This is a genomic window from Methanoculleus sp. DTU007 (assembly GCF_001512385.1).
GTDB lineage: Archaea > Halobacteriota > Methanomicrobia > Methanomicrobiales > Methanoculleaceae > Methanoculleus > Methanoculleus thermophilus.
Genome location: NZ_LFRO01000060.1, coordinates 1 through 12,947 on the forward strand (window position 1 = coordinate 1; position 12,947 = coordinate 12,947).

A 12,947-nucleotide genomic window follows, 5' to 3' on the forward strand; every position below is an offset into this window, starting at 1 on the left:
ACAGTGGACCGTGGGGGTATCGCCATTGGGGGGTGGGGACAGGGGAGGGGGGCTCGCCCCCCTCCCCGTCAGCCCCTCGCACCTAACGGTGCTCAAGATCCGGTCCTTCGGACCCTCGGACTCGCCCGCGTGGCGATGCTCAGCGGGTATCCGTCCACAGGCGAGCAATCGATGAACAGCCTGATCAACTCTCAAACGAAGGGATGACTGTTTCGGAGAATATACCCCCAGCGTGTGGTGCTCACCGACACCCACAACCGCCCTCCTTCGTAAAAAGAGACGTTTTCGGCCATTAGACCGCATTGCTAACCTCCTACGTTCCCTCTAACACTTCAGTCGGGTGCACCTGTCCGCTTTCCGGCAGGATGAGCCAGAGCAGGAGGTAGATGACGATCCCGATGACAAACCCTGTGACCACGGTGAAGATGACCCAGATCACCCGGATGACGTTCGGGTCGATCTCGAGGTATTCTCCTATGCCGCCGCATATTCCGGCGATCCACCGGTCAGTTCTTGAACGGGTTAATTTCTTCATGACAACCCCCGGAGCGCTCATCTGCCGTCGATGTAATAGATGCTTCCCCGGAGGGTGTTGCGGGGACTGTGATTCCCCTCTAGTTCAGCCGGATACAGAACGAGGGGCGCTGCGCTTTCGGCGCCCTGAGCGGGGGCGGGTCTTTCCGGTCTCTGATCCGGCCGGAGCACAGACGTCGCAGCCTCCGCAGGGCAGGGCGTCAAAATGCTCGCCGAAATACTCGAGGAGCACTCGTCTTCGGCATCCCGTCGTGGTGCAGTACTCCACCATGCTCTGCAGTTTCGAGCGTGCAACCTCGCGCTGGAACTCTGAGGGGAGGTCCCGGTCGATGAAGGACCTGAGGCGCTTTGCATCGTCGTCATGGTAGAACAGGATGCAGTCGCTCGCGTTGCCGTCCCTCCCCGCCCGGCCGCTCTCCTGGTAATAAGCCTCGAGGGTTTTTGGTATGTCATAGTGGACGACAAATCGGACGTCCGGTTTGTCGATTCCCATCCCGAACGCGTTTGTTGCGCAGATGATCGGGACCTTCCCGCTTATGAACCGGTCCTGTGTCTCGGCCCGTGCGGCTGCCGTCATGCCGGCATGGTAGGGGAGCGCCGATACCCCGTCGGCCTGGAGATTGGCCGCGAGCGTCTCAGCCCCCTCCCGGGTTGTAACATAGACGATCCCGGCATCCCCACTGCGATTTCTCAGGTAGGTCCGGAGCCGATCATATGCGCCATCGTCTTTAGGAATGACGGCGTATCGGAGATTTCTCCGATTGAAACTTCCCACGTAGACCGATGGGTCCTCAAGGCGGAGTTGTCGCGAGATATCGTCGCGGACATCCGGGGTCGCGGTTGCGGTCAGGGCGACCATCGGTACACCGGGAAACCGCTCCTTGAGGACCGCAAGCGACCGGTATTCAGGGCGGAACTGGTGTCCCCACATCGATATACAATGCGCCTCATCGATCGCTATAAGCGTGATGGGAAGGGTTGAGAGGAGATCGAGAAAATCTTCGCTGACCGCCTTCTCCGGCGAGACGTAGAGGATCTGGACGTGACCTTCCTCGAGTTCCGAGAGGATCCGGCGTGTCGTTGCGTACGATCCGGATGAGTTCAATGCTTCTGCACCGATCCCGCGGGCCTGCAGATCATCGACCTGATCCTTCATCAGGGCAATAAGGGGTGATATCACCAATGTCACACCATCACCGATGAGTGCCGGGACCTGGTAGCAGAGCGACTTGCCGCCTCCGGTTGCAAGCACCGCGAGGACGTCGCGTCCGGCGAGGAGGTCGTCTATGATCTCCTGCTGGTAGGGCTTGAACGCCGTATGCCCAAAGTAACGTTGCAGGATCAGGTGCAGGCGATCCATCGCTATATAAGTGGGCGCCCTATCGGCATAGTATCTTCGGCCTGAAAAATCCGGGAGTTTGAGGTCTGATTCGGCTGAGATTGGATTTTTTCTTATCCGGAGATCTCGTCCCAGAAGTTGGCCATGGCTGAAAAGATCCTCTCCCGAAGTTCGGCGAGTCGCTTTTCATCGGTTTCACGATCCGGAGTCTCGTAGAGGCCGCGGTTGATCTCGACCTGGACCCAGGGGACCCGCGACCGTCGGTAGTGTGCCACCGATATGAACCCGCCCCGGAACGGATCGTTCATGGCAACCTTTCCCTCCCCCTCGAACTCCGTCTGGAACGATCGGGCAAGCGCCTGAAGCCATTCCGGCGGGCAGGTCACGAGACCCCCTGCCGTCTTTGGTTTTCCGTTCAGGTCCCCCCGGTTACTCAGACAGAAGATCGGCCGCGGGCGACCTGAGTCTGCCCGAACAGGCGGAGATTTCGGTAGCATGCTGTGGCAGTCGAAGGCAATCCTGATGGGAAGTGTATTGAGTGCCCTGGTCAACTGCCCGTGGAACGGGTAGTAATAGTTCTTCAGAAGGGCCGCTATCACTTCCCTGCCGGGTACCTGGCCTTTTCGGAATACCGGGGTCCCGTCCTGTGTGATGACCTTGGTCACCCCGTCCTGAGCCCGCGGCGGATAATCGTAGGGTGGCCGGTTGGTATCGACGAAGACCCGGGAGATATCGAAGTCGACCACTGCTTCTACCCTGTCATTGAACCCATAGAGAAGGCGAGTATGGGGATCGCTATTGAAGATGATCTCCTTTCGCGAGAGGTTGATAAGCCCGCGGAGTTCGGCGGGAACCAAGATCCCTCCGTGAGGGATGGAGATGAGGAAGGGGTATCGTTCGTTCAACGTTCCTCCTCCTTCCGGGAGTTCACACTGGAACTGACGCTCATCTTGTTACCAGTTACAACAACCGTATGGGCGCCCCCGCTACAAAAGTGCACTGATCGATATCCATACAAAACCTGCCGCCGGATCCGGCCGGGTATACATATAAAGAAAGAGTACAAGCCAACTACTGGGAACGGGCCCCGGATGGTGAAGGGTATGGAAAGAGAGCAGTGGTCGTCGGTAGCGGGTTTCATCCTTGCAAGTATAGGGTCGGCCGTGGGCATCGGGAATATATGGCGGTTTCCGTATATTGTCGGTGCCAATGGCGGCGGAGCGTTTCTGATCCCGTACCTGATCTCCATCCTCTTCTTTGGTCTTCCCCTGATGATCTTAGAGTTCGTCATCGGCCGCTCCAGCGGGAGTTCAGTCATCTCCACCTTTCAGGCGATACGGCAGCGCTTTTTCGTTGCAGGCCTCATCATCGTCCTCATCGTCAGCCTCATCCTCAGTTACTACCTCGTGATCACGAGTTGGGTGCTTGCGTATGCATTCTTCTTTGCCCTCAACCAGCCGATGGAGTTTGAAGGATTCACCAATTCCTATCTTCCGCTCATCTTCTACCTCATCTCCGGGCTTGCGGTCTTTATGACAGTGCGCTCCGGAGTCCGTGGGGGTATCGAGAAGAGTTCCCGGTTTCTTATCCCGCTCCTCATCGTGCTCCTCCTCTTCCTCGTGGTCGTCTCACTCACGGAGCCCGGGGCGGGCGAGGGGGTTAGGTTCTACCTCACCCCGGATTGCCCACGACTGACCGACCCGAGCGTCTGGATTGCAGCGTTTGGGCAGGCCTTCTTCTCGCTCTCGGTGGGAATGGGGATCCTGCTCACGTATGGAAGTTATCTTGGGCGAGGAAGCCTCTTTAGGAGCGCCTCCATCATCGCAGTCGCCGATATGCTGGTGGCGTTCCTTGCCGGATTTATGATCTTTCCTCTGGTCTTCACCGCGGGTCTTGACCCAGCCGCCGGGGTAAACCTTGTCTTCGTCACCCTGCCCGCTGCCTTTGCGAATATCCAGTTCGGTATGCTGCTTGGAGCGCTCTTCTTTACGATGCTCTTTGTTGCAGCGCTCACCTCTGCGATCTCTATGCTTGAGGTTCCGGTGGCGACCATGATCGATACCTACGGCTACTCGCGGAGGCGTGCGACGCTCCTTGTCTCTGTTGCCGTCATGCTTCTTGGGCTTCCGTCTGCCCTCGGTTATACCGTGCTGAAACTCGAAGTATTCGGAACGCCGTTCCTCGACCTCGCCGACTATGCCTTCGGGACGTTCGGCCTCATCGTTGCCGGACTGATCCTTTCCATCGTTGGAGGGTGGTTTGTCAACCGTGCCCGGATCTGTGCAGAAATAGGTGGATGCGGATGGCAGCAGAGGGTCTACATGGTGCTCATCCGCTATGCTGTTCCGGCGATCTTGCTGATCACGCTGATCGGCAGTATCTTCTGGACTACTGGATGAGTATTCCGGCAGCGCCGACGATTATATCTCCGGCACCTGTTCCTCTGCCTGCCTGCTCTTCTCCTGTGCCTGCAGGGCGTCAAGGACTTCCTGCATATCGGGTACCGTCGTCAGCTGATACTCCTTGACGAAGATGATGCGCCCGAACTCGTCGATGACGATGTTGGCCCGCCGGGAGTAGCCTTTTGTGCTGTCAAAGACGTCGTACATCTGGGCTACCTCACCGTGCGGCCAGAAATCCGCAAGGATCCGGGTTTTCTTAATTCCGAGGCTCTCTGCCCATGCCCGTTTGCAGGGAACCGAGTCCACGCTGATGCCGAAAGCAATGGCATCGAGGTTCTCAAAGGCCTCATGGTTCGTCTCCAGCGCTTCCATCTGCCTGGCACAGATGCTGGTCCAGGCCAGCGGGTGGAAGGAGAGGATGACCCTCTTTCCTCGAAAGTCCGACAACCGGACTTTGTTCCCATTCTGATCGGATATCGAGAAATCCTGTGCCTGCTGGCCGATCTCGACCACTGCGTATCACCTGGTGGAACTCCTGTCCCCACATTGATAAACATTTCTCATTCCCTGGATGTCTTGCCCGGTCGTGTCGATACGCATAAGTGAGGGTTTGATAAAAGTACAGTAAACCTTTTGGCGAGGAGAGCCGGGAAATGCCTGTCGTCACCGATATCCTGATCATCATCCTCCTGATCTTTGCAAACGGGTTCTTCTCGATGGCAGAGTTTGCTCTCGTCTCTGCGAAGCCCTCTCGCCTGCAAAAGAGAGCCGAAGACGGCGATGCAGGGGCGGCTGCCGCCCTTGAACTTGCCAACGATCCGACACAGTTTCTCTCCACCATCCAGGTCGGGATCACCCTCGTCGGGATTGTGAACGGTGCCTACGGCGGGGCAACGCTTTCAGGCCCTCTTGCGGAAGTCCTTGCGGGCGTCCCCCTGTTTGCTCCTTACAGCAGTCTGCTGGCGGGCGTTCTCGTCGTCGCCGCCATCACCTACTTAACGCTCGTGATCGGCGAGCTGGTGCCGAAACGGGTGGCCATGAACAACGCCGAGCGGATTGCCCGCCTGGTCTCGCGCCCGATACGTCTCCTCTCCATAGCCGCCGCGCCTCTCATCCGGGTGCTGAGCATATCGACTGAAGGAGTCCTCATGGCGCTCGGGATGCGGCAACCCTCCGGTCCCGAGGTTACTGAGGAGGACGTCAGGATCCTGATCGGCCAGGCCACCCGGGCGGGCGTTTTTCAGGAGGCGGAACAGGATATGGTGGAGAGCGTCTTTCGCCTTGGTGACCGGCGTGTCAGCATGCTGATGACTCCCCGGCCCGATATCGTAGCCGTGGATGTGGAAGCCCCTCCCGAAGAGAACTGGAGAAAGATGGTGGAGTCCGGGCACATTTACTTCCCGGTCTACCGCGAACACCTGGACAACCTGCTCGGGATTGTCTCGGTTCGTAACCTCTGGGCGCGGACGATCTCGGGCGAGTCTCCAGATATCGCAAAGGCAATTGAACCGGCTCTCTTTGTTCCTGAGAGCGTCCTTGCTCTTACGGTCCTTGAGAGATTCAAGACCTCCAGGGCGCGAATCGCCCTTGTTACCGATGAGTATGGAAGTATCCAGGGATTGGTCACCATTCACGACATTATGGAGTCTATTGTCGGGGATATTCCGTCGACAGAATATCCGCCGGAGGGCACGGCAATTCGCCGTGAAGACGGGTCATGGCTCCTCGATGGATTGCTCCCGATCGATGAGTTCCATGATCTCCTTGGCGTAGGGACCCTGCCTGGTGAGGGGCGAGGGTATTATCAGACGCTCGGCGGGTTTGTGATGATGTACTTAGAGCGGACGCCGAACACCGGGGATCGGTTCACCTGGAACAACCTCCGGTTTGAGGTTGTTGATATGGATGGCCACCGCGTCGATAAAGTGCTCGTCACCCCGATAGGTAAAAAAAAGTAGAATCTATCCTATCTCAACAAGATTGATGACGAACGTGAGATCTTCTCCCGCAAGGGGATGGTTTGCGTCGATGGTGACTTCGCCGGGCGAGATATTGGTAACCCTTCCGGGGATTGCCCGCCCGTCAGCCAGTGTTATAGCAACCTGATCACCGACTGTCAGGTTCTCACCGCCGGTGATCCCGGCTGGATCTGTGACGAAGACGAGTTCCTCCTGATATGGGCCGTATGCCTGGTCAGCGGGGATACGAACAGTCTTCGTCTCTCCGATCCGCATCCCTACAACGGCTGCATCGAACCCCGGGATCATCTCACCCCCGCCAACGGTAAACTCGAGCGGTTCACCCCCCATAGAACTGTCAAAGACCGTCCCGTTATCAAAAGTGCCGGTATAGTGGACTTTCACCAGGTCTCCGCTTTTTGCCCGATCCTCTGCATCTTCGTTTCCTATACACCCCGGGCTGAGAACGAAGACCGCGAAGATCCCCGCAATCAGCAGCAGGATGCCGTTAGTATATCCTTTCATGGTTTTTCCTCGTTCTCGAGCGCCTTCTTGAAGCACTCCACTGCCTCTGCAAGCCTACCCTGACGATCAAGTGCCCGTCCTTTCAGGTACCATGCCCGGAGATGGTGTGGATCCGACTCGAGGACCTTCTCGTAACAGGCGACCGCCTGATCGAACTTCCCGAGGTGATCGAGGGCGATGCCCTTGCAGAGCCAGGCATTGACGTCCCCGTCACCCAGTTCGATCGCCTTCTCAAACGCACCAAGGGCATCGGCTTGCCGTCCGAGCGAACTCATGAGCGCCCCGAAAGCGTTCCAGATTGCCGCATTCTTCGGATTGGCTGAGAGCGCCTTCTCATAGCTCTTCAGGGCCTCGTTGTACCTGCCCATCTTCTCAAGCACCGTTCCCCTCATAAAGAGCGCGGCAGGATCCTCGGCCTGAAGGGCTATGATCTTGTCGATTGTCCTGACCGCTTCGTTGTAGCGGCCGAGATGAATGAGGACGGAGGAACAGGCGTGAAGGGTCTCGATGTTCTTCGGTTCCCGATCGAGCACCTGTGTATAGGCGGCGAGCGCCTCCTCGTAGTTTCCAGCCTTCTCGTAAGCTTCCCCGAGTTTGCACAGGGTGAGGGTATCCGCCGAATCGGCTTTGATCACCTTCTCGAAGCACTCCACCGCATCGGCATAGCGCCCGAGCCACATGAGGATCTCTCCGCGTCGTTGCCAGGCTGCCCGGTTCTCCGGGTTCGCCTCGATGATGCCGTCGGAACACTCCAGTGCCTCTTCGTATCGACCCATATGCACAAGGGCCCTCTCAAGGGCGTACCATGCCTCAACATCACGCTCATCTCTCTCGAGGATCAGCGCGTATTGCTTGATTGCATCGTCGAACTTCCCGCTCCGTTCGAGCGCCGCACCAAACGCCATCAGTGCGCCCCGATCGTCGGGAGAGATCTTGAGGTAATGCTCGTATGCATTTTTCGCTTCTGCATGTTTGCCTACGGCTTCCAGCATATCCGCCCGAATCTTTAAGATCGCTGCGTTCGAGGGGTCGGATGTGAGCACCTTCTCACAGCATTTGATCGCTTCCTGATGCCTTCCGAGCCGTGCGAGTGCGACAGCCTGTGCAAACCAGGCCCCGGTATCTTTTGGTCGCCCGGCGGTCACTTTTGCATAACACTCTGCTGCATCCGCATACTCTCCCATCCGCTCCAGAGCCCGACCGCGACTGAACCATGCAAGGAGGTCGTCAGGATTGGCTTTGATGGCCTGCCTGAACCGCTCGGCAGCCTCATCGTATCGCCCCAGCGTGGCAAGGACAATCCCAAGGTTCAGCAGATATCCGCCGTTATCCGGATCGGTTTCAAGAAGCGCATCATAACAATCGGCAGCTTCCGCATATCTCCCAAGCCTCTCAAGCAGCCGCGCCTTCAAGGTGAATAACCAGGCATCTCCCGGATCTCTCTCTTCCATCAGGCTGACCGACTCGAGCGCCTCTGCATACCGGCCAAGATACTCAAGAGCCGTGATCCTCCCTGAAAGGGCGACCCTGTCGGCCGGGTACGCCCCAAGTACCTGGTCAAAGTGGTTGAGCGCCTCTTCGTACTTACCAAGGTGCAGGAGTGCGTCGCCGAGACCTTTCGCCGCTGCAGCACTTCCGGGGCAGGACTTATAGAGGAGATCGAACGTCTCCGCAGCCTTTTCATACTGCTGGAGGCGCATCTGGGCCTCTCCCCTTCTCTGCATGAGATGGGGGCTATCCCCTCTGATATCCCGTATCTGGTCAAGACAGGCGAGCAGATCATCGTATCTGCCGAGGCTTTCGAGGACGTCAGCTTTTGATAAGAGGGCAATGGCGTTATGCGGTTCTTTTGCGAGGATCGTGTCCAGGCAGGTGTTGGCCTCGCCATACCTGCCAAGATGGATGAGCGCGATGCTGCGCTGCTGCAAGGCGGTGATGTTCCCGGGATCGCCCTCGAGGATGCGCTTGAAATCATTCTCAGCTTTTGCGTACTGCCCGAGGTGAAGCAGAGCTGTTCCCCGGTAGTTCAGGATGACCCGGCTCAGGGCATCGGAGATCGATGGCGCTTGTTTCCGCGGGGTCTCCGCTCTATCCTGCTCAAAAAGCGCTAGATCAGTGCCGCTCCCGATCCATTTCATCCCGGTCATCGCCTGGCTGTCGAGAACACGGTCGAACGAATGTACCGCCTCGGCGTACTGGCCAAGGTGGAAGAGCGCGATGCCGCGTGCGCACCACACCTGCACCTGGCTCTGATCATGCTTAAGAATCTGGTCGAAACTCTTGACCGCCCGGTCGTAGCGGCCAAGCGCATCATGGATCATCCCCATGGAGTAACGCGCCGGGATGTGGTCCGGGTTGGCGAGGGCGACTTTACCAAAGCACTCCGCCGCTTCGGTGTACTCTCCCGCGCGGAGGAGGAGTGAGCCGCGGTGATACCAGGTGGGGGTGCTGTCGGGCTCAATGTCAGCGATCGCTCCATAGCAGTCAGCGGCGTCCTGAATCCGGCCAAGATGCTCAAGCGCCAAAGCTTTACCGTAGAGGGCGTCAAGGCTCTTTGGCTCTGCATCAAGCACCCGGCTAAATACCTCGATAGCCTCCGGGTAGTCCCCCTGATACAGGAGGGCGCACCCTTTCTTTACGAGCGTACTGATACTGTCCGGTCTCATCCTGAGGACTCGTTCGTAACAGCCCGCTGCTTCGCGGTAGTTCCCTGTTCGCTCGTACAATCCTCCAATCTTTTCCAGAAGAACAGGGTTCTCCGGGTCCCTCTCGAGTACCCGTCTGTAGGATTGCGTCGCATCGGCATACTGGCCGCTCCTCTCGAGCATCTCCCCGTGCCAGTACCAGGCATTCGTGTCTGCAGGTTTTTCTTTAACGATGGCGGCGAAACACTCTGCCGCCTCTTTGTAGTCCCCAGTCCGGGCAAGGACATGCCCCAATTCCCGCAGTATCTCGATATCGCCTGGAGAGGACTCAAGAGCCTTCCTTAACCATTCTGCGGCCTCGCGGTCTCTACCAAGGCATGCAAGCGCCTGACCCATCGATAGTCTGAGGGTGCCGTTCTCGGGATCGATCTTGAGCGCCTTCTCGAAACTCTTTACCGCCTCAGTGTAGTTCCCGGCCTCAAACTGAGAGTTTCCCTGCTTTATTGAAGGGTTTGCATTCTTCCCCTGACCCAGAATATTACCGAAGAAATCCATTCGATATCATCCTGCCGCTGCTTGCTCGTTACCTATTCAATTGGCCAATGTTATACTCTTGTGATTTGTTCCCTCAGGATGAGGCGACCAACTGCTTGCTAAATTGATGCTCAGACCACTATTTGAAGGGACCGATCTGTGCGGGCAAACAGGGTTGATCTCTATCGAAGTTATGGCTTCGCACGGCGAAGATCATAAATTATGCCGGAGTATGATCCCGAATGCCTCCTGAAGACCGCCAAGGTATGAACGGGATTATCGATAATCGATCAAGAACGCAATAAACGGACCTTTGGATAAGAACGACAATCCGGTCAAGAAGCAACTCTCAAGAGCCGTCCGGGAAGGAGGCAGGGCTCCTCTCACCGGTTAGACATCCAGAATTGGGTCAAACTGCGATTTACCGACAGGTCCATAGAAACTTGTGATCTTCGGATCCATTCCGCAGATGGGGCAGGTGTAATCCTCCGGAAGGTCTTCGAACGCGGTGCCTTTTGGGTAGCCCCGGAGCGGTTCGCCCCGCTTTTTGTCATACACATAACCGCAGATCTTGCAGACGTACCTCGTCGGCTCCCAGGGTTCGAACCCCCATGCGCCGATAGGTCCTTTCCCGGTCGCGCCGCAGACGGGACAGATATAGTCCTCCGGCAGATCCTCAAACGCGGTGCCTGCCGGGATGCCGCGGTGCGGCTCTCCCCGCAGCGGGGAGTAGATGTAGTTGCAGTACTTGCACCGGTATCGCTTCACCTTCTCCATACAGATCACACTCACTCAGGAACAATCATCCTGCACGAAGGCAGTTTCACCAGATAAGGTTTCCCGTGATCCCGTTTGCCGCAGGTGCAGTCCCGCTCAACGGGATTATCCCCCGTCGGATGCGCTTTATTATGAATCCTGCTGCCGTCTGCCCCCGGCGGCAAGACGAAATATGAGTGAGAGCATGAGCATGAGGACGATCAGGATACCGACACCGAAGAGGAGGACGATAGAGCCGATCCGGCCCATCCCCGATCTCGGCATCTCTCTCTGCCACGAGAATCTCTGCGTCCAGATCGTCTGCCCGCCTGGGCGGTACCACTGAAATGGGCCATATTGTCCAGATGCGCTGCCGCGCTGGAGGGCAAGATCGTAGCGCACCCGGGCATCCGGATCGATCAGAGTCTCATATGCCTGCTGGATGAGGATGAATCGCTCACTCGCGTTTGGGTCAGGATTGATATCCGGGTGGTACTGTTTTGCAAGCCGCCGGTACGCCGCCCGGATCTCATCTGGCGTGGCGTCTTTCCGGACGCCCAGAATATCGTAATAGGTTTCCACGGTCCTCCTCATGCGTTCTCGTTGCAGGAGACCTCGCCGGTGTCCCCATTCACCGTAACCAGAGTCCCGGAGGGGATTTTGGAGAACTCCGGCGGGAGACGGTCGACCATGGGGATTCCTGCAATGATCGCCCCGACTGCGATGATCGGTTCGGCTTCGGTGTTGATGATCGCCGCCGGAGCAAGCCCGTTCTGCTTTAATGCGTAGATTACGTAAGAACCGACCGTCGATCCCTTACCATATGGAAAGGCCAGAACGCGTCCGGCGATCGATTGCCCCTCGAGCGGGTGCCCATGCTCCACAACGGTGCCGGTCTCCGGATCGACGCCTGAGAGGAATGATATGGGTTCCGGTGAGACGAGGAGTTCTCCGCTTGCAATACCCTTTGATATGCTCCTGCCTTGCATGATCTCTACCACCACATTATAAAGTGGTTGGAGATCCAAATATATGAGTAACATGGACGAAACCATTGGCAACACTCCTGGCAGCGAGCATGATATGCTCACCCTCCAGATCCAGGATCTGAAGGCACAGGTCCTGGACTACAAACTGAAGAATGAGTTGCTGGAAAAAGAACTCCTGCAACTTAGAAAAGAGAATGCTCAGTTAAAAAGGGTGCCGCTGTTTGTTGCCGCTGTGGTCGATGTGCTTGAAAATGGCGAAGTGTATCTCCGGCAGCAGGGCAACAATCAGGAATACGTCACCGCAGTCAACGAGAAACTCCACCGCACTCTCAAACCCGGGATGAAAGTGGCAGTGAACAATACCCTGTCCATCGTCAAGATAATCGGCAATATCTATGACACAAGGGTCCGGGTTATGGAACTTGATGAGCAGCCGAGTGTGACGTTCGAGCAGATTGGCGGCCTGAAGGAGGAGATTGAAGAGGTCCGGGAAGCCGTCGAGTATCCGCTCACGAAGCCCGAGATCTACGAGCGCATCGGCGTTGAGCCCCCGAAGGGCATCCTCCTCTACGGCCCGCCCGGAACGGGGAAGACCCTGATTGCGAAGGCGGTTGCCCACCACTCCAATGCCCGGTTCATCAGGATGTCCGGGAGCGAACTCGTCCACAAGTACATTGGCGAAGGCGCACAACTCGTGCGGGAACTCTTCATCCTTGCCCGGGAGCGCGCCCCGGCAATCGTCTTTATCGACGAGATTGATGCGATTGGAAGCATGCGCACGAATGACGGAACTTCCGGCAGCGCCGAGGTGCAGCGGACGCTGATGCAGCTCCTCGCGGAGATGGACGGTTTTGGGAACCGCGGCAACGTCCGGATCATGGCAGCGACGAACCGGATCGATATGCTTGACCCGGCCCTCCTCCGGCCCGGTCGGTTTGACCGGATCGTTGAGGTTCCACTCCCGGATGCCGGAGCGCGTCTTGAGATCTTAAAGATCCACACGGCGAAGATGACCCTTGCCGGGAATGTCGACCTCTCCGAGATTGTCGAACTCGCCGAACATACCACCGGCGCGGAGCTGCAGGCAATCTGCCGCGAGGCCGGGATGATGGCGATCCGTCGGGATGCCGATGCCGTCTACCAGGAAGACTTCCTTGCGGCAATCAAAAAGGTGAAGCGCGAGGTGGCGGCTCCCGACGGCCGCATGTATCTCTGACGGGTTTTTCCCACACCCGTCTATTTTCGGTCCGTATCCTGCTGCCGGG

12 protein-coding genes are annotated in these 12,947 nt (G+C 57.5%); 3 read left to right on the forward strand and 9 right to left on the reverse strand.

The annotated features are described in order from the left end of the window. Positions 1–313 precede the first annotated feature (313 nt). From ACI94_RS06570 to ACI94_RS06580, 3 genes are all read right to left on the reverse strand, one after another. A complete protein-coding gene (locus ACI94_RS06570; protein ID WP_286681240.1) occupies positions 314–535 on the reverse strand; it encodes a PspC domain-containing protein in 222 nt (73 codons plus the stop codon). 84 nt (positions 536–619) lie between these two features. After that, on the reverse strand, positions 620–1,894 hold the full coding sequence (locus tag ACI94_RS06575; RefSeq protein WP_066958579.1) for an ATP-dependent DNA helicase RecQ: 1,275 nt from the start codon (positions 1,892–1,894) through the stop codon (positions 620–622). A gap of 92 nt (positions 1,895–1,986) precedes the next feature. After that, entirely contained in the window at positions 1,987–2,778 is a 792-nt protein-coding gene (locus ACI94_RS06580; protein ID WP_066958577.1) for an N-formylglutamate amidohydrolase, read from the reverse strand. A gap of 198 nt (positions 2,779–2,976) precedes the next feature. On the opposite strand from ACI94_RS06580, the gene ACI94_RS06585 reads away from it, so the two are divergent. Continuing rightward, positions 2,977–4,272 (forward strand): sodium-dependent transporter, encoded by a 1,296-nt coding sequence (locus ACI94_RS06585; protein WP_083524862.1) that lies wholly within the window; start codon positions 2,977–2,979, stop codon positions 4,270–4,272. 21 nt (positions 4,273–4,293) lie between these two features. On the opposite strand, the gene ACI94_RS06590 is transcribed toward ACI94_RS06585, so the two are convergent. Continuing rightward, the gene (locus tag ACI94_RS06590; RefSeq protein WP_066958574.1) at positions 4,294–4,788 is read right to left on the reverse strand and encodes a redoxin domain-containing protein; all 495 of its coding nucleotides are present in this window, start codon (positions 4,786–4,788) and stop codon (positions 4,294–4,296) included. Between the two features lie 140 nt (positions 4,789–4,928). Here ACI94_RS06590 and ACI94_RS06595 point away from each other — a divergent pair, with 140 nt between their 5' ends. After that, the gene (locus tag ACI94_RS06595) at positions 4,929–6,233 is read left to right on the forward strand and encodes a hemolysin family protein (RefSeq protein ID WP_286681241.1); all 1,305 of its coding nucleotides are present in this window, start codon (positions 4,929–4,931) and stop codon (positions 6,231–6,233) included. 3 nt (positions 6,234–6,236) lie between these two features. On the opposite strand, the gene ACI94_RS06600 is transcribed toward ACI94_RS06595, so the two are convergent. From ACI94_RS06600 to ACI94_RS06620, 5 genes are all read right to left on the reverse strand, one after another. Then, positions 6,237–6,758: a peptidylprolyl isomerase gene (locus ACI94_RS06600; protein ID WP_083524860.1), complete on the reverse strand. Its 522-nt coding sequence runs from the start codon at positions 6,756–6,758 to the stop codon at positions 6,237–6,239. Beyond that, on the reverse strand, positions 6,755–9,958 hold the full coding sequence (locus tag ACI94_RS06605; protein ID WP_273258608.1) for a tetratricopeptide repeat protein: 3,204 nt from the start codon (positions 9,956–9,958) through the stop codon (positions 6,755–6,757). The genes ACI94_RS06600 and ACI94_RS06605 overlap by 4 nt, the downstream gene beginning before the upstream one ends. A 369-nt stretch (positions 9,959–10,327) precedes the next feature. Next, complete coding sequence (locus ACI94_RS06610; RefSeq protein WP_066958568.1) at positions 10,328–10,714, reverse strand: rubredoxin; 387 nt, start codon at positions 10,712–10,714, stop codon at positions 10,328–10,330. A 129-nt stretch (positions 10,715–10,843) separates the two neighbouring features. Beyond that, positions 10,844–11,275, reverse strand: coding sequence for a J domain-containing protein (locus ACI94_RS06615; protein ID WP_066958608.1), 432 nt, complete (start codon positions 11,273–11,275; stop codon positions 10,844–10,846). A gap of 8 nt (positions 11,276–11,283) precedes the next feature. After that, positions 11,284–11,682: a DUF126 domain-containing protein gene (locus ACI94_RS06620; protein ID WP_066958606.1), complete on the reverse strand. Its 399-nt coding sequence runs from the start codon at positions 11,680–11,682 to the stop codon at positions 11,284–11,286. A gap of 43 nt (positions 11,683–11,725) precedes the next feature. On the opposite strand from ACI94_RS06620, the gene ACI94_RS06625 reads away from it, so the two are divergent. Then, on the forward strand, positions 11,726–12,898 hold the full coding sequence (locus tag ACI94_RS06625) for a proteasome-activating nucleotidase (RefSeq protein ID WP_083524859.1): 1,173 nt from the start codon (positions 11,726–11,728) through the stop codon (positions 12,896–12,898). Positions 12,899–12,947 lie beyond the last annotated feature (49 nt).

What these genes read in the sequence shown, in the direction of transcription:
- ACI94_RS06620 (WP_066958606.1), bottom strand. Translation starts at nt 11,682, where the DNA reads ATGCAAGGCAGGAGCATATCAAAGGGTATTGCAAGCGGAGAACTCCTC.
- ACI94_RS06610 (WP_066958568.1), bottom strand. Translation starts at nt 10,714, where the DNA reads ATGGAGAAGGTGAAGCGATACCGGTGCAAGTACTGCAACTACATCTAC.
- ACI94_RS06595 (WP_286681241.1), top strand. Translation starts at nt 4,929, where the DNA reads ATGCCTGTCGTCACCGATATCCTGATCATCATCCTCCTGATCTTTGCA.
- ACI94_RS06625 (WP_083524859.1), top strand. Translation starts at nt 11,726, where the DNA reads ATGAGTAACATGGACGAAACCATTGGCAACACTCCTGGCAGCGAGCAT.
- ACI94_RS06575 (WP_066958579.1), bottom strand. Translation starts at nt 1,894, where the DNA reads ATGGATCGCCTGCACCTGATCCTGCAACGTTACTTTGGGCATACGGCG.
- ACI94_RS06585 (WP_083524862.1), top strand. Translation starts at nt 2,977, where the DNA reads ATGGAAAGAGAGCAGTGGTCGTCGGTAGCGGGTTTCATCCTTGCAAGT.
- ACI94_RS06600 (WP_083524860.1), bottom strand. Translation starts at nt 6,758, where the DNA reads ATGAAAGGATATACTAACGGCATCCTGCTGCTGATTGCGGGGATCTTC.
- ACI94_RS06605 (WP_273258608.1), bottom strand. Translation starts at nt 9,958, where the DNA reads ATGGATTTCTTCGGTAATATTCTGGGTCAGGGGAAGAATGCAAACCCT.
- ACI94_RS06570 (WP_286681240.1), bottom strand. Translation starts at nt 535, where the DNA reads ATGAAGAAATTAACCCGTTCAAGAACTGACCGGTGGATCGCCGGAATA.